Source organism: Candidatus Margulisiibacteriota bacterium, from assembly GCA_041661965.1.
Lineage (GTDB): Bacteria > Margulisbacteria > WOR-1 > O2-12-FULL-45-9 > XYB2-FULL-48-7 > XYB2-FULL-45-9.
Genome location: JBAZTH010000002.1, coordinates 22,575 through 38,515, shown reverse-complemented (window position 1 = coordinate 38,515; position 15,941 = coordinate 22,575). Strand labels below are relative to the sequence as shown.

Genomic DNA, 15,941 nt, shown 5'->3' with positions numbered 1-15,941 from the left:
GTCTTTCGTAAGGGGGGTTTTTATGGGAATGTCTTCATTTATGGTTACCTGGTCCCTGCTTATGACCGCGGCGCTTTTCGCGGTCGCTTTTATTACTTGGGTGCTGGCGGTCAAGGAAAGCGGTTGGTTAAAATTGGTCGGCCAGGCGATCGCGGTGGTAATCGTAGTCCTAACCCTGCTGATCCTGATTGTCGGCGGTTACTATGGTTCGAAAGTCCGCGGCAACGGCATGATGGGTAGCGGCATGATGAAGGGGGGCGACATGATGATGAAAGGGACCGCTCCCTGCCTGGATAAGGATGGGGCCAAAGGAATGATGCCGAAAAGTAAGGCGATGCCCGGCAGATAAATTAAGTTTTAATTTTAAAAGGTCGTTCTTCTTACGGGAGCGGCCTTTTTTTTCGATTGCTTGACATTATTTTATTATAGTGGATAATTAGGCAGTTATTTATGGAGGTGTCTTGTGAAAAAAGTTCTTTCTTTAGTCTGTTCCTTGGCCCTAATTCTAGCCGCTCCTTCCTTTGCCGCCACGGTGGTTAAAAAAACGACGAAAACCACGACCAAGACCACGACAACGACTAAAACGATCACGCCTAAGGCCGCCTCGCCCGCGACCCAGATGTTGCAGACGACAGCCGTTAATCAGGCGCCGGCCGTTTCCCCGGCGAACCCGAGGCTACTTGGTCTCAAAGCCGGTTTGGCCGGCGGGGCCGGGCTGATTGCCGCTTCTTACGCGATACCGATGGGACCGATCTACCTGGGAGCGGAAGGCGGTTACGCGATCGGCAGCGGCTACGGCGTGATCGACGCCGGGATCATGGGGTTTTATCCGCTTGGTCAGGCGTACGTCGGACTGGAAGTAACCTATGCCAACTATTCGAAGAAAGTTAAAGATATTCCGGGATTGACCGGGACGATCGAAGGAGCCAAGACCGGCGCCGGAATAATTGCCGGGACCGCTCTTGGTCCAATGAAACTGGGGATCGGTTACAATACGGCGCTTGGCGCCCGGGCCGACCTGACTTACGTCATCCAATTATAAAGCGCGGGAGGTGAGAGCGGACTAATAGTAAACGGCCCAAATATAATTTTAAGAGAGGATTAGATATGTTCAAAAAAAGTTTATATGTTCTGTTATGCGTGGCCCTTATCGGGGTTGCGGTTGTCGGTTGCGGCAAGACCGATTCGTTTACTTCCACTAAAGATCCGGGGACTCTTGGTTCGTCACTGGTGACCATGAGCGGCGCGGCCAGCTATTCCGGAAGCACCGCCGAAATTTCACTCGGAACCTTGTTCAAAGACGGGACTGGCGAAGTGCTGGTCCTCGATAAAGGAAAGTTCGTAGTCTATGTCGGTAAGGATGGGACCTCGACCACCGACTGGAGCAGTGTTGATTTCGGGATCCCGACCGATACGACCAAGCCGATCGATTTGGTTTTTATCCTGGACAATACGGGGAGCATGAGCGGTTCGATCAATGGAGCGAAAGACAGCATCGTCGCCTTCTCCGCCTCCCTGGAAGCGGCCGGAGTTGACGCTAAGTTCGGCCTGGTGACTTACGGCGACAGCGCCTTGCACCCGACCCCGGCCGGCTATATTTCTTCGGAAAGTTTTTCCGATGCTACCTATGTTCGCCCGATCCTCGACCTGACGACGGCGACCCTTCTTAAAGGAACGTTGGAAACTGTTGTCGCCGATGGCGGCGGCGATGCGCCGGAGAATCCGCTGGATGCCGTTATGTACGCTTATAATAATTTCACTTGGCGGGCGGGCGCTCAAAAGGTTTTTGTCGTGATCACCGACATTACCGGACATCAAAATGTCGCGGCCGATACTTCGTCCGACAACAAATGCACGACTTCCGGCGAAGCGGTTGTTGCCACTTTGGCCGGCAAAGCGGTCATTTACGCGGTTAGCCCGGATTACTCATCCAGCCGCGATCCATACCTGGACGTACGGCGATTAGCCGATGGCTTGGGCGAAGGCCGGACGGTTGCGCTTTCTAACACTGGCGGAAAATGGATTGATTTTGATACCAGCTACAATTTGACCGCTTTGGGGATTTCATCGGCGGTCAGCGGCGGGTATAAGTTCACCTTTGAATATACCTTTGAAGCCGGGACCTGGTGGCTGCACATCATGGTTGACACCAATGGCGACGGGACCATGGACAGCGAACTGCTGATCAAACTCATTGTTTCCGGCGGGACGGGGAGTTCGACGATTAAATCGGCGACCGTTGTTAATTCACGGCCGCTCTCGAATGCCGAAATTCTCCGGCTCCAGACCATAAAAAACTAAGTTTCCAACCGTACGGGTTGAACGAAGTTTAATTACAGGGCTCTCCGAAAGGGGAGCCCTGTTTTTTTGACCCTGTCTAGCGTCTATGTTATACTCAACTTGGAATGCCGCCAAAAAAGAGCAATAATAATGGTCAATCGGCCGCGCCGCTTCGCCGCGAGGCGCGAAAAAAAGCCGGAGAAACCCAGATTTCTTCCAAATTCAAGCAGGATATTATCGGCATACTGCTGATCGCCCTCGCCCTGATAATCTTTATCTCCAACCAATCTTCCGCGACCGGACTGGTCGGCCTTTACGTTATTAAGAAAGCGCTCCGTTCGGTCATGGGGGTGGGGATTTACGTTTTGCCGTTCTTTGTGGCGCTTTACGGGGTGATCATGCTCCTGCGTCACGAGATCAAGGAGCTGGCGGTCCGCCTGACCGGCCTTTTGGTTATGTTCCTGGTCTTTATCTCGACCGCTCAATTTATCGACCCGGCTTATTTTGCCGCGACGACCTACCCGATCGTTCAGGGGGCGGGGGGGGCGGCCGGTTTCTTCGTTCGTTTCGTGCTGGAAAAAACGGTCGGCCTGGCCGGAGCGTATATTTTGCTCGCGACTTTTGGTTTTATCGCCCTTCTCTTGATGCTTAATCTGACCTTTCAAAGCCTGATCTCTTTTGTGCTTGGTATTTTCCATTTTGAAAGCGTTCCAGATAAAGCCAAGCCGACGGCGGTTAAAAAGGCGGCTCCAGCGCCGGTCAAAGAAAATGCTCCGGTTCCGGTGGTGACCCAATTGCCGCTGCCGGAATCAGAGACGGAGCCGGAGGAAGAGCCGAAACGGAAGCCGGTCCTCGAATTTCCGATGCCCAAGTACGATAACGAAGCCGACGCCAAAAATGAGGAAGAAACCGAAGAGGGGCGGAAGGAATACTCCAATTATCAACTGCCGCCGCTCGATCTTTTGGACGAGCAGAATGCCAAAGAAAAGAAACAAGCCGATAAGATGCGCGAAACGACCGAAATGCGCAAAGGGTTGCTGGAAGATGCTCTGCGCAGTTTCGGGGTTGGGGCGCACGTCGTTTCGATCTTCCAGGGACCGTCTGTTACCCGCTACGAATTGCAACCAGAGCCGGGGGTTAAGGTTAGCCGGATCGCCAATCTGGCCGACGACATCGCTTTGAACCTGGCCGCGTCCGGCGTTCGGATTGAAGCGCCGGTCCCGGGAAAATCGGTGGTCGGGATCGAAGTCCCGAACGCCATGACGACGACGGTCCGGATGAAGGAGATCGCCAAGCAGCCGGAATTCCGGAAAAACTCCTCCAAGCTTTACATTACTATCGGCAAAGACCTCGCCGGCGCGCCGGTCTACGGCGACCTGGGAAAGATGCCCCACTTGCTGATCGCCGGAACGACCGGCTCGGGGAAGAGCGTCTTCGTCAATTCACTGATCATGAGCATTCTTTTGCGTGCCCGGCCTGATGAGGTCAAAATGCTGATGATCGACCCGAAAATGGTAGAGCTCTCAATCTATGACGGTATCGCCCACCTGCTGGCGCCGGTCGTGACCGATGTCCGCAAAGCTTCCGCCACTTTAAAGACCTGGGTCCTTTGGGAGATGGAACGGCGCTACAAGTTGTTCCACGATCTCGGGGCCAGAAACCTGCAAGCCTACAACAACAAGGTTGATAAAGACCAGCGTCTGCCGCTTATTGTGGTGATTATTGACGAGTTAGCCGACTTGATGATGGTTGCCGCCAACGAAGTCGAAGCCTCGATCTGCCGGATCGCCCAGATGGCCCGCGCCACCGGGATTCACCTGGTCGTGGCGACCCAGCGTCCCTCGGTCGACGTTATTACCGGTTTGATCAAAGCCAACATTCCGTCGCGCGTCGCTTTTGCCGTCGCGACCCAGATCGATTCCCGTGTTATTCTCGACTCGGCGGGGGCGGAAAAGCTCCTTGGCCGCGGCGACATGCTCTACAATCCGATCGGCGCGATGAAACCGACGCGCGTGCAGGGTTGTTTCCTGACCGATAAGGAAACCGAACGGGTCTTAGAATTCATCAAGAAGCAGGCCGATCCCGACTATCTCAAAGAGATCACAGAAATAACACCGCTTGAAGGCGAGAAGAAAGACGGAGAGGCGGGAGGGGGCAACGGTCGGGACGCGATGTTCGGCGAAGTTGCTAAATTGATCGTCGAGACCCAGGTCGCTTCGACCTCTTACATCCAGCGGAAGTTCCGGATCGGTTATAACCGGGCCGCCAGGCTGATGGACGAACTCCAGGCGGCCGGGATCGTCAGCGCGCCGGAGGGAGAAGGGAAAGGGCGGCGGGTTTTAGCCTCCAGGGAAACTCTGGCTGGTATGGGGATTCAGTGAAAAACCTTGGCCTCTGCCTCACTCTTTGCCTTGTTCTTTGCCTGCCGGTTAATTCTCTCCAATATCCCAATCGGATCGTTTCTTGCACCCCCGCTCTGACGGAAATTATTTTTGCCCTCAAGTTAGAGGCCAAAGTGATCGGCGTGACCAATAACTGCGATTATCCGGCCCCGGCCAAGCTCAAAGAAAAGATTGGCGGCTACACGATCAGTCTGGAGAAGGTTGCTTCGCTCAAGCCCGATATCGTCTTCATGCAGGAAGACGCCCAGAAAGGGGAGATCAAGAAGCTGGTCGATTACGGCCTGCCCGTTTTTTCGCTGAATTTACGGACCGCGCCGGAGGTCCTGGCCGGGATCGACGAGATCGGCAAAGTGACCGGACAGACCCGGGAAGCGGCCGCGCTCCTTGCTAAAATGCGCCGGGAGATCTTGGCGATAAAACAGAATAGTTCTGGCCGGCCGAAGAAAAAAGTTATCATGATCGTCGGTTACGATCCGCTGATCGTTGTCGGCGGCAATAATTTTATCAATGACTACCTGGTTTGGGCCGGGGCGGAGAATATCGCCGCTCACAGCAAGTCGGCATATCCCCAGTTCAGTTTTGAGAAGCTAGTCCAAATCGATCCGGCGGTGATCATTATTCCCGAAGGTTTGGTCAAGAAAGAGCAAGTGGAGAGCGACAGTCGTTGGCAGAGGCTGTCGGCGGTCCGTAAACACCGCTTGTTGTTTATGGATGCCGCTTTGGTTTCGCGGCCGGGTCCCCGGATCGCCACCGCGGCCAAAATAGTCGCTGATTATCTCTACCCCCCCAAGTGGTAGTGTGCTAGTATTTTACCTTCTCCCTTTGGGAGAGGGTGCCGAATCCGCCTTTAGGCGGTGAGGCGGGTGAGGGCAATAAGATTATGAAAAGAGTGTTGAACAAGGACCAAGCGGCGGCCGCGACTGTCGTCGTATTTTTGTTACTGGCGGCGGCGATCGGGGTCTCTTTTTATTTAGGCTCGGCCGTGATCGATCCCGCCCAGCTTTTTAACAGCGAGATTTTCTGGCAGATCCGTTTCCCTCGCGTTATTTTGGCCGCTTTGGTCGGGATGCTTCTCTCCGTTTCCGGTGTCGTTCTCCAGGGAGTTTTGCGTAATCCGCTGGCCGATCCTTACATTTTAGGCGTTTCGGCCGGTGGGGCGATCGGCGCCGCTATTGCCATTGCTTTCGGGGTCGGCGTCGTTATGTTCGGTATGAGCTCGGTCCCGGCGCTCGCCTTTCTTTTTTCTCTGGCGGCAGTCGTGCTGGTCTACCAATTGTCCAAAGTCAGCGGCCGGACCGCGCCGGAAACATTGGTCTTGGCCGGCGTCGCTTTGTCGTCTTTTTGTGCCGCGATCCTCGCCCTTATCATTATATTGACCGGGAATCTCGCCTCGATCTACTTCTGGCTCCTGGGGAGCCTTTCTTCGGCCAGCTGGACCCAGGTTTATACCGTGATCCCGTACGCCTTGATCGGCGGTGGGATCGCTTACTTCTTTTCCAAAGAGCTGAACGCTTTTCTCCTGGGAGAAGAGATGGCCCTGACCCTGGGGGTCGACGTTGAGCGGGTAAAATTTATCCTGATCGCGGCCGCCTCTTTAATGACGGCGGCGGCCGTTTCCGTCTCCGGCCTGATCGGTTTTGTCGGATTGATCGTGCCGCATTTTATCCGTCTGCTGGTCGGTTCGAACCACCGTTTTTTGATCCCGCTCTCGATCCTGACCGGGATGCTTCTCATGGTTGTGGCCGACGCGCTTGCCCGGACCGTGATCGCGCCGCAGGAAGTTCCGATCGGCGTGGTCATGGCTTTGGTTGGTTCTCCTTTCTTTCTTTACTTGTTGCGCCGCCGGCGCCGGGGTGAGCGATGACCGCTCTGCAGGTTGAAAAACTAACTTGCGGTTACGACCGGAAAAAACCGGTCAGCCGGGAATTGACCTTCGAGGTCAAAGACGGGGAATTCGTTGGTATCGTCGGGCCGAACGGCTGCGGTAAAACGACCATGCTCCGGACGATCTCTGGGGTCCTCAAGCCGTTTGCCGGGAGTTTGGCGATCGGCAGCCAGTTGGTCGAGCACCTTGACCGCCGGGAGCTGGCCCGGAAAGTTGCCTTTGTGCCGCAGATCATGGAGCCGGTCGAGGGGTTCACCGTTGAGGATATGGTCATGATGGGGCGATTGCCGTACCTGGAGCGGTTTGCCTTCGAATCGGCCGAAGATTATGAAGCGGTCAATTGGGCGATCGAACAATTGCGGATCGAAAACCTTAAAGGCCGGATGATCGATGAGCTTTCCGGCGGCGAGTTCCAGCGGGTGATGATCGCCCGGGCGCTGGCCCAGGAGCCGAAGCTTCTCTTGCTCGATGAGCCGACCTCCCACCTGGATATCCGCTACCAGGTCAAGATCTGCAAATTAATGCGGCGGCTTAGGTCGCACTGCTCGCTTCTGGCGACTTTTCACGATTTAAATCTGGCCTCCCGCTTTTGCACCCGCCTGATCCTGATGAGCCGGGGGGAGATCGTGGCCGACGGCGCTCCGGCCGACGTGGTGACGGCGGAAAACATCTGGAAAGTCTACCGGATCAAAGTCGATGTCAAAAAGAGCTCGAAAAACGACAAGGTCCGCTATGTCCTTCTTCCGTGACCGACGGGACGGACTCATCGTCCTCTCTTTTCTTTTCCTGACCCTATTATTTTTTGCCCGGTTCCTGACCGGCGAAACGGTCTTTGCTTTCAAGGACCTTTCCCGTTACTTTTATCCCTTGCGCCATTTAATGGTCGAGCAGGTTATGTCCGGACACTTGCCCCTTTGGAATCCCTACAGCTATTGCGGCTGGCCGCTCCTGGCGACCCTGCAGATCTGTTTTTTCTATCCAATGACCCTGATCTATTATCTGCTCCCGTTTGGCCTCGCTTTTAACTATTACATTATCAGCCATTATTTTCTGGCCGGTTGGTTCATGTACCTTTTACTGCGGCACTTTCAATTGCCGCGCGGCGGCGCCTATTTTGGCGGCGTGGTTTACATGTTTTCCGGCTATTTACTTTCGGTCTCCAACATGAACACCTCGCTTTCGGCGGCGATCTGGCTGCCGCTGGCGTTGCTCCTGTGGGATCGAGTTATCAAGCCCTCACCCCCGACCCCTCTCCCTGTGGGAGAGGGGCGCCGAGGAACGAGGCGGGGTGAGGGTGAATACCTAGCTTTCGTTCTTGTTTCTTCTTTGATGCTGCTTGGCGGAGAGCCGACGATCATTTACTTTTCTTATTGGCTGTTTCTTATCTACGGATTAGTTTTTGGCGGGAGAAAATGGCGATCAATCCTCCTACTGGCCGGGGCGGGGCTCTTGACCGCCGGACTTTGCGCGGTCCAGCTTTTCCCTTTTCTGGAGCTGACGAAGTTTTCCGACCGGGTGGCGACCGGCTATGAACTGATCAGCTCTTCCTCTTTCCCGCCCAGGGAAACGATCTCGCTGATCTTGCCGTATTTCTTCGGCAACCCGGGACAGTTTTGCGGTTATGCCGATACTTTGCTTGGGCCGGTCAACCAATCGTGGCTCATCTCCCCTTATTTCGGGATCTTGCCGCTCTTTTTCCTGTTGTTCGCCCTGAAAGGGAAGAGGCCCTTATTTTTCTGGGTGGTGGCGATCTTTTCATTGTTTATGGCGTTTGGCCAATACAGCTTTATTTTCCCCCTCGCTTATAAACTGGTCCCGGGGGTCGCCCTGATCCGTTATCCGGTTAAATATTTATTTATGGCGAACTTTGCTTTTGTCGTTTTGGCGGCGCTCGGTTTTACCCGGTTCACGGTCCAGCTTCAAGACGAGGTTTGGCTAAAACGTTTTCAACAGCGGCTGCAAGCCTTAGTCGGCGGCTTGTTGATCGTCGCTGGGCTGGCTTATCTTAATCTACAGAATATCTTTGACTTGCTCGCGTCCCGCTATCCCCGCAATATCCCGGAATATTTCTTTGACCTTCTGGCCCAGATTATCGAGTTCGACGTGCAAACGCTGTTTATAATAACGATTTATTTCGGCGTTTTACTTCTGATCGTTTGGCTTTTTGCCCGGCGCTCGATCTCCCGCTCCTGGTTGATTGCCGCCGTGACGGCGATCGTCATTGCCGATCTGATGGTGAACGGGGTTTCGACCGCCTTGGGGGTCCCCCAGCGGGCGTACACCGATGAGCCGCAAAGCTACCGGTTGGTGAAGCAGGGGGGGGCGCAATGGCGGGTCTTTTTCACGCCGGAACTGGAGCGGGAGAATAAAACGATCGCCGGCGATGACTATGTTAAGGCTTTGCTGAACGCCAAAGAGAACTTTGCCCCGAACTGGCATCTCCTTTACCGGGTCGAGAATTTCAGCGGCTACGAATCGATTAAACCGAACGAGCTCATCGATTATTGGGGTGATTTTTCAGGCGCAAACCTTAAGCAGCGTCTTGATCTGTTAAGTCAGGCGAGCGTTCGCTACCTGGCCAGTAGCCAGGCGTTAAACTTAAAAGGTTTGAAGCTCATAAATCATCGTTATATTTTTGGCGCCCATCTTTATCTTTATGAGAATCCCGGGGCGCTCCCCAAAGCTCGCTTTGCTGACGGCAGGGGACAGGCTAAGATCGTCAAGTATGAAAGCGACCGGGTTGAAATAACGGTCGAAAGCCGCCGCGGCGGTCAAGTTGTTTTGGCCGACCGCTATTATCCCGGCTGGGAGTGTTTGGTGGACGGCCAAAAGGTTCCGATCATTAAGGCGGGGCTTTTTCGGGGTTGTCTGGTTCCTGCGGGCCAACACCAAATCGTTTACCTTTATCGACCAGGGAGCTTGTTTTTGGGTGGGATAGTCAGCTTGGGGACGTTGGCCTTGTTCTTTGGCGGGCTGGCAGTTGTGATAAGGCGGCGGAAATAAAGAATGGGGTGGACGACCGGACCTGCCTGCCGGCAGGCAGGATTGAACCGGCCATTAAACCATTATATTGAAGTTTTTTTGTGTTTCAAGGCCAAATATGAAGTATAATCAAAACAAAATGACAAATAAAAACAACTCTTATATGACTGCCGAAGGAATAGTTGGCATGATTGAAAAAATCGCCATATCAATGAATATTAATAAAGAGAGAATATTATCTTCCGCTTTTGTTTTAATTGTACATAATGCCATTGAAGAGCGAATTGATGCGCTATTAACAACGTTGTACCTTTATCCGTCCCCTTTGATTTTACCATTTCAGAACGGCATTCTTGATAGAATGAGTTTTAATACAAAGGTTCGTCACCTTAAAGACACGAGCATTATTCCCAAAGATGCTCTTGAAAAAATTAAAAAATTGAATTGTTTAAGAAATAAATATATTCATTCAAAGATAAAGAGGATAAGTATAAACAATAGAAACATTGAACAAATGACCGACAAGGATTGTTCTGAAATAATTTCAAGTTTTATTAGTGTCATGAAGGTGTTAAATGATCATATTAATATGACTAGTATCTCTTATGGAAAGAGAGGGGCAGTGCTTGCGAAAGCCGGGTTAATTCCAAAAATAATTGCTAAGGACAAAACCATTAGGGATAATTATGGAAAATGGAATTAAAGTTAACGGTAATTACTAAATTGAAAGAAAATAAAAGAATGGGGTGGACGACCGGAATTGAACCGGCAACCCTCAGATCCACAATCTGATGCTCTAACCAAATTGAGCTACGCCCACCACGCTTTTCGTCTATTTAATGATACCACATCCGCCTTGACAGGCAAAGAGGGCGGGAGTATCGTGATATTGGAGGTCTAATATGAAGAAAAAAGGGATACAGCGGGCGGTCTATGGTTCTTTCGACCACGTCGATCTAAAGACCGGCGGCCGCTCTTTAAAAAAACAGCTCTTAAACAAAAGGGTTAAACAGCTTAAGCTGACCAAAACCACCACGGTTGCCGAGCTGGTCGAAGCGATGGGGGAGATGTCGATCCAGGCTCGGAATATCGGGGAGTGCGCCAAGGTCTTAAAACGGATCTATAGCGACAAACGCCGCCCGACGGTCCTGCTCGGCCTGGCCGGTCCCCTGATCGCCGCCGGTTTACGCCAGGTGATCCGGGACCTGATCGTTGCCGGCGCGGTCGATGTGGTGGTCTCGACCGGAGCGATCATTTACCAGGATGTCTACGCTGCCCTCGGCCACGGCCATTTTCAGGGGAGCCCCGATTCCGAAGACAACGAGTTACGCGACCTGCGGATCGATCGGATCTACGATACCTATATTGATGAAGAAGCGGTCTGGCGGACCGATCATTACTGCGGCCTGGTCGCCGACAAACTCCAGCCGGGAAATTATTCCAGTCGAGCCTATCTGGAAGCGCTGGCCGACACGCTTGACGATGAAGATTCGATCCTCTATCAATGCCGCAAACACGGCGTCCCGGTTTTTTGTCCGGCCCTCAATGATTCCTCGATCGGGATCGGCCTGACCGAGCACCGGGTCCGCTGTCTGAAAGAAGGCCGACCGGGGATCGCCATCGATTCGATCCAGGACAACCACGAACTGGTCCAGATCGTCGTGAAATCTTCGGCGACCGCCGCTTTTTACGTCGCGGGCGGGGTGCCGAAGAATTACATTAACGATTCGATCGTCATGGGTTACATCTACGGGTTGGAGCGGGGACATGATTACGCCCTGCAGATCACGACCGCGGTGACCGCCGACGGCGGACTTTCCAGTTCCACTTTAAAAGAGGGGCGTTCCTGGGGGAAGATCAAGAAGGACGCGAACGTCGCCATGGCTTGGGTTGAACCGAGCGTGGCGTTGCCCCTCTTAACCGGGTACATTCTTGGCCGGGAATTAACCAGTAAACGCCCGCGGCTCCGCTGCGATTGGGAGAACGGGACGCTGCGCGGCTTACTTAAGGGTGGAAGAGTATAACATGGCCGACAGGATGACCAGGCCCGGCACGATCAGCATGAAGACGAGCGCTAGATTGGCGCTCGTTAAAGTATTGCCGTAAACCCAGCAGATTAATGCGACGGCGATGGCGACGAGCCAAAGAGTATTTTTGTTCATTTTGAGCCCTCCTTGAAAAATTCTTGGATCATTATAGCACGCTTCGCGAAAAGATTAAGGCCGATCGTAAAGCAGATCGAATTCCCGACTGAAAGCCGAGACGATCTGCGTTCCTTTTAGGAAAAGCGCGTTCTCGTAATTATTTTGTTCGGCGTTCTCGGTCCAGTTATAGGAGCCGGTCGCGACCTCTTGATCGTCGAAAACGGCAAATTTGTTGTGCATGATCCCGCGGCCTTTCCCTTTGATGACCTTAACTTTAAATCCCTTGTTGATCAAATAGGGGATCTCGGAGTGTTTGCCTTTGGATTGGGAATAGTCGGCCACGACTTTGATCTCAACCCCGCGCTTTTTCGCGTTCTCCAGCGCCCAGGTTATTTCCCCCGAGGTCAGGCTGTAGATCGCGATCTTGATGCTTTTCCGGGCGAGATTGATCCGGGAGATGATCTTATCCCTGGTCCCGCCGTTAGGGGAGAAGTAAACTGATATCCCTTCAGCGGAGAGCGGCGCGGCGCCGGTTGGGCCGAGCGTTCCGAAAAAGACAACCAATAAAACGGCCGCTAATTTTTTCATGGTTTGATTTTACAGGCTCGGCAAATGGTTGACAACATGGATAATAGTAGTAGCATTAAGTGGCCTGCCAGGGAGGAAAATAATGCTGGTATTATTGGATAATGTGACCAAGAGTTATGCCGGGATTCCCGCCGTCAAGAACGTTAATTTAGCGATCGAGGCCGGTGAGATGGTCCTGCTTTATGGGCCGTCCGGCGCCGGTAAAACCACTTTATTAAAATTGATCGGTTGTTTGGAAAAACCTGACGAAGGCAAAATTTATTTGGAGAGCCAAAATGTTTCGCGGCTCCGCGCCGAACTTTTGGCCGAGGTCCGGCGCCGGGAAATTGGTTTCCTGACCGCCGAAACCGAAATGATCCCGGTCTTTACGGTTCAAGAGAACGTGGAATTGCCTCTGCAGTTGCTGAAACAAGGGAAGGGGGGCGAGCGGCGCGAGCGGGTCAAACAACTCCTGGCCGAACTTGATCTCGAGAAGGTCGCGGGCAAAAGGATTGGCGCGCTCACTCCGCTGGAAAGAGCGAAGACCGCTTTGGCGGCCGCTTTGATCAAAAGTCCCTCCATAATTCTGGCCGATGAACCGACCGCCCGGCTGGCTCTCGCTTCCGGTCTGGAGCTGATCAGGACAATGGCAGAGATCAATCAAAAAAAGAAAACGACCTTTTTAGTCGCGAGCGACGACCCGGCGTTTTCGCGTTACCTGACCCGAACGGTTAAGATCTACGGCGGGGTGATCGAGGGAGAGCCCCGGCCCGCGGGGTTGACTCTGGCCAGGAACGAAGAGGTCCCGATTTACGATCTCAAAGCGGAGCAGAATGCTTAGTTTCGCTTTCAGGAATCTTGTTCGGCGTCCGCGTCTCTTCCCGATCCTCTCGATCGCGGTAGTCGTGGCCGCCGCGCTGCTGGTCAATTTCTTCCTGCGCGACCTGGAGCGGCGTCTTATCCAAAGCGAGATCGACTTTCGGTTCGGCCACGTTAAGATCTACCCTCAAGATTACGATCCCGCCGGCTTTTCCCTGTCGAATCTGATCTTGTCGCCGGAAGCGGTGGTCCATGAGGTCCAAAAAAGATTGATCGGAGCGGCGCCGCGGGTCCGTTTCCAGGCGATGTTGTCGAGCGCTTCCGGCGATCTGCCGATCCTGGTCTACGCGATCGATTCCGAACGGGACGATCTGGTCTTTAAACTGCGGGAGAAAGTCGCGGTTGGGCGCTATCTGGCCGGGAGCGAAGAAGCGGTCCTGCTCGGAGGGGAGTTGGCGGCGGCGCTTGGGCTTTCGATCGGTGACGAACTTTCTTTTCTGGCGCAGGGACGGAACGGGGTTTTTCATCAGTTCAGCTTTTGGGTCAAAGGGTTGCTAAAGACCGGCGATCGGGAGCTTGATGCTTCGGCGGTCTTTGTTCCCTTGTCGGTTGCCCAATCCGGCCTGGGTCTTAACCGCGGCGTGACCGAGATCTCGATCCGCTTGAAAAATCCCAGAGAGGCTTTGTCCGTTAGTTTGCCCTCGGTCCAAGCGATCCCCTGGCAGAAAATGAACGGCCAATTCAATTGGCTCTCCGCCGGCCGCCGCGCCATTCTGACCGCCCTGGCGGTCATCTGGCTTTTGGTCGTGCTGGTCGGGGCGGTAAATTATATTCATCTCGCCAGGATCTTGCGGGCGGAAGAATTCGCTTATTGGCGGCAGTTGGGCTTGAAGCGGCGGGATTTTGTCCGGCTGATCGCCTGGGAGATCGGCTTAACGATCCTGGCCGGGATCCTGCTCGGTTTATTGATCGGAGGAATAGTGAAATGTTTCGGCTGGCTGTAAAAAATATTTTAAATACCGCCTGGGGGTTGTTGACCGTCCTTGGCTTTGCCGTGGCGGTCGCCTTGGCCGTCCTTTCCTGGTCGCTGGTCAGGCAAGTCGCGGACGGCACGGCGGGGAATATCGCTTATTACCGGAGCGGGCATTTGCGGGTCGTCGATCGGCAGTATAACGATCGCTTGTTCCCGCTGGCCAAAAGCTTTGCCAAGTATCAGGAGATCGAGCGATTGGCCGCTCAATATCAGGAGGTGACGCTCCAAACCGAACGGATCAAGATCAAACTGCTGCTGCAGAATCAGGGGCGGAGCTTGCCGGCGCAGGGGATCGCTATCGACGCGACGAGAGAACGCCCGGTTTGGCGGACGCTGGCCGGCCGTCAGGTTGGTGTGAGCGCCAAAGAGCTGGTCATCGGCAAAGGGTTGGCGCAAAAACTGGAGGTCGGTCTGGGCGATAAGCTGACGATCGTCGCGCAAAATGCTCTGGGAGCGGTGACCCTGTTTGATCTGGAGGTCGTTGGGATCTTTAGTTCCGGCGCCGCTTCGATCGATGACGGGACCTTCTTTTTTCCGTTGGCGGCGGCGCAAAAAGTTTTCGCCCTTAACGACAAAGTTTCGGAAGTTGTCATTTATCTGCGCGATCCCGCTTTTGCCGGTGAAGCGGCGGAGTACCTGGGAGATGAACTGGAACGGGTCGCGCCCGGGCGGTTTACCGTCATCCCCCGGGAAAAGGACGCCGCGATGATCTGGCTGGAGAAGGGGCGGTTGATTGGCCTGGCTTTCAGCGGACTCCTCCTCTTTCTGGGTTGCACTCTGCTTTATCATTTCTTTTCTTCCAGTGTCGCCGAACGGGACCGCGAGATCAAGACGCTGAAAAGACTGGGGGTAAAAAAGGGGGAGCTCGCGCGCTTGTTCTTTTACGAAGCGGCGCTTATCGGCTTATTGGCCGGCCTGATCGGCGGGGCGTTGGCGCTGATCGTTAATCAGGTTGGTTGGACGGTTCCGCTCGGTTGGGCCGGCCTTGATTTTGTCCCTTTGGAGATCGAGCCGGGGATAAAATGGTCGGACCTGTTCCTGGGCTTAGGCGGCAGTCTTGGTTTTTCCTGCCTGGGGATGCTGGTCCCGGCCTGGAGAGGGCTGCGATGAGAAAAATTATTATCGGTTTGATCCTGCTGCAAATCGCGACGCTGGCCGCCGCGCTGGCTCCGGCGGAAAAGGGGCTCTCCCAACTGACCGCCAGACTGCGCTATCAAAGCGGCGGCGAGAAGCGAACAGTCGATCTGGTCATTTATAATAACGGCGCCGACCGGGCCCTGATCACCCTGGAGAGCTTGGCCGAGCAAGGGACAAAATATTTACGGATCGGGGAGAGCTTGTGGTTGTTTTCGGTCGATGCCGGCCGGCCGGTCAAACTGACCGGTCATATCCTGGGCAGTTCGTTTTTGGGCTCGGCCTTCAGTTATGCCGACCTGATGATTGACCGGAACTTCGCGGATTATGCGGTCGAAACCGTCACCCGGGAAACGGTAGTCATAAATTTTCCCAAGGGGACAAGGGAGGCTTCGGCTGTTTATAAATGCCGGGTCTTGATGCTGAAAGCGCCCAAACAAGCTCCCTATTTCAAACTCCAGCTTTGGGTCGATCAAGCTTTAAAGATGGTCGTCAAAGAAAAACAAATATCGATTTCCGGAGTCGTTAAAACGATCGAATACGCCGATTTTCGCCGGGTTAAGCGCCATGTCTATCCCGCTTATCTTCGGGCCAAGAACGTTTCCGGAGCCAGTGAGCTTTTCGTTACCGCCGCCGATTTTGATAAAGAACTGCTCCCTTTATTATTTAAGCCATAAAAGTTGGGACTCTTTGGC

Annotated in this window: 16 protein-coding genes and 1 tRNA gene; 14 read left to right on the top strand and 3 right to left on the bottom strand. The window is 53.8% G+C overall.

All coding sequences use genetic code 11. The features are described 5' to 3' along the window. Positions 1-22 precede the first annotated feature (22 nt). The 9 genes from WC772_03035 to WC772_02995 all read left to right on the top strand — a co-directional run bounded on the left by WC772_03035 (position 23) and on the right by WC772_02995 (position 10,252). Complete coding sequence (locus WC772_03035; protein MFA6169726.1) at positions 23-349, top strand: hypothetical protein; 327 nt, start codon at positions 23-25, stop codon at positions 347-349. A 114-nt stretch (positions 350-463) separates the two neighbouring features. Beyond that, the gene (locus WC772_03030) at positions 464-1,042 is read left to right on the top strand and encodes a hypothetical protein (protein ID MFA6169725.1); all 579 of its coding nucleotides are present in this window, start codon (positions 464-466) and stop codon (positions 1,040-1,042) included. A gap of 65 nt (positions 1,043-1,107) precedes the next feature. Continuing rightward, a complete protein-coding gene (locus WC772_03025) occupies positions 1,108-2,301 on the top strand; it encodes a vWA domain-containing protein (GenBank protein ID MFA6169724.1) in 1,194 nt (397 codons plus the stop codon). Between the two features lie 104 nt (positions 2,302-2,405). After that, entirely contained in the window at positions 2,406-4,661 is a 2,256-nt protein-coding gene (locus WC772_03020; protein ID MFA6169723.1) for a DNA translocase FtsK 4TM domain-containing protein, read from the top strand. Next, on the top strand, positions 4,658-5,479 hold the full coding sequence (locus tag WC772_03015; protein ID MFA6169722.1) for a helical backbone metal receptor: 822 nt from the start codon (positions 4,658-4,660) through the stop codon (positions 5,477-5,479). The genes WC772_03020 and WC772_03015 overlap by 4 nt, the downstream gene beginning before the upstream one ends. Before the next feature lie 83 nt (positions 5,480-5,562). After that, positions 5,563-6,546: an iron ABC transporter permease gene (locus WC772_03010; protein MFA6169721.1), complete on the top strand. Its 984-nt coding sequence runs from the start codon at positions 5,563-5,565 to the stop codon at positions 6,544-6,546. Further along, the gene (locus WC772_03005; protein MFA6169720.1) at positions 6,543-7,316 is read left to right on the top strand and encodes an ABC transporter ATP-binding protein; all 774 of its coding nucleotides are present in this window, start codon (positions 6,543-6,545) and stop codon (positions 7,314-7,316) included. Before WC772_03010 ends, WC772_03005 begins: the two co-directional genes overlap by 4 nt. Then, positions 7,300-9,570, top strand: coding sequence for a hypothetical protein (locus WC772_03000; GenBank protein ID MFA6169719.1), 2,271 nt, complete (start codon positions 7,300-7,302; stop codon positions 9,568-9,570). Before WC772_03005 ends, WC772_03000 begins: the two co-directional genes overlap by 17 nt. A 118-nt stretch (positions 9,571-9,688) precedes the next feature. Further along, entirely contained in the window at positions 9,689-10,252 is a 564-nt protein-coding gene (locus WC772_02995) for a hypothetical protein (GenBank protein MFA6169718.1), read from the top strand. 39 nt (positions 10,253-10,291) lie between these two features. Here WC772_02995 and WC772_02990 read toward each other — a convergent pair. Next, positions 10,292-10,369: transfer RNA gene (locus tag WC772_02990), tRNA-His, on the bottom strand. Positions 10,370-10,451: 82 nt separating this feature from the next. On the opposite strand from WC772_02990, the gene WC772_02985 reads away from it, so the two are divergent. Beyond that, positions 10,452-11,573, top strand: a complete 1,122-nt coding sequence (locus WC772_02985) for a deoxyhypusine synthase family protein (protein MFA6169717.1) — start codon at positions 10,452-10,454, stop codon at positions 11,571-11,573. Here the strand turns inward: WC772_02985 and WC772_02980 are convergent. Together WC772_02980 and WC772_02975 are read right to left on the bottom strand one after the other, a co-directional pair. Next, complete coding sequence (locus WC772_02980) at positions 11,550-11,711, bottom strand: hypothetical protein (protein ID MFA6169716.1); 162 nt, start codon at positions 11,709-11,711, stop codon at positions 11,550-11,552. The two genes, WC772_02985 and WC772_02980, sit on opposite strands and share 24 nt — an antisense overlap. Positions 11,712-11,765: 54 nt before the next feature. Beyond that, positions 11,766-12,281, bottom strand: a complete 516-nt coding sequence (locus tag WC772_02975) for a phospholipase D-like domain-containing protein (GenBank protein MFA6169715.1) — start codon at positions 12,279-12,281, stop codon at positions 11,766-11,768. Positions 12,282-12,363: 82 nt separating this feature from the next. Between WC772_02975 and WC772_02970 the strand changes: the two genes are divergently transcribed. Genes WC772_02970 through WC772_02955 form a run of 4 tightly spaced genes read left to right on the top strand, consistent with a single transcriptional unit; the run spans position 12,364 to position 15,923 of the window. Beyond that, entirely contained in the window at positions 12,364-13,101 is a 738-nt protein-coding gene (locus WC772_02970; GenBank protein MFA6169714.1) for an ATP-binding cassette domain-containing protein, read from the top strand. Continuing rightward, entirely contained in the window at positions 13,094-14,083 is a 990-nt protein-coding gene (locus WC772_02965) for an ABC transporter permease (GenBank protein ID MFA6169713.1), read from the top strand. Before WC772_02970 ends, WC772_02965 begins: the two co-directional genes overlap by 8 nt. Then, positions 14,065-15,222: an FtsX-like permease family protein gene (locus WC772_02960; protein ID MFA6169712.1), complete on the top strand. Its 1,158-nt coding sequence runs from the start codon at positions 14,065-14,067 to the stop codon at positions 15,220-15,222. The genes WC772_02965 and WC772_02960 overlap by 19 nt, the downstream gene beginning before the upstream one ends. After that, on the top strand, positions 15,219-15,923 hold the full coding sequence (locus tag WC772_02955) for an outer membrane lipoprotein-sorting protein (protein ID MFA6169711.1): 705 nt from the start codon (positions 15,219-15,221) through the stop codon (positions 15,921-15,923). Before WC772_02960 ends, WC772_02955 begins: the two co-directional genes overlap by 4 nt. Positions 15,924-15,941 lie beyond the last annotated feature (18 nt).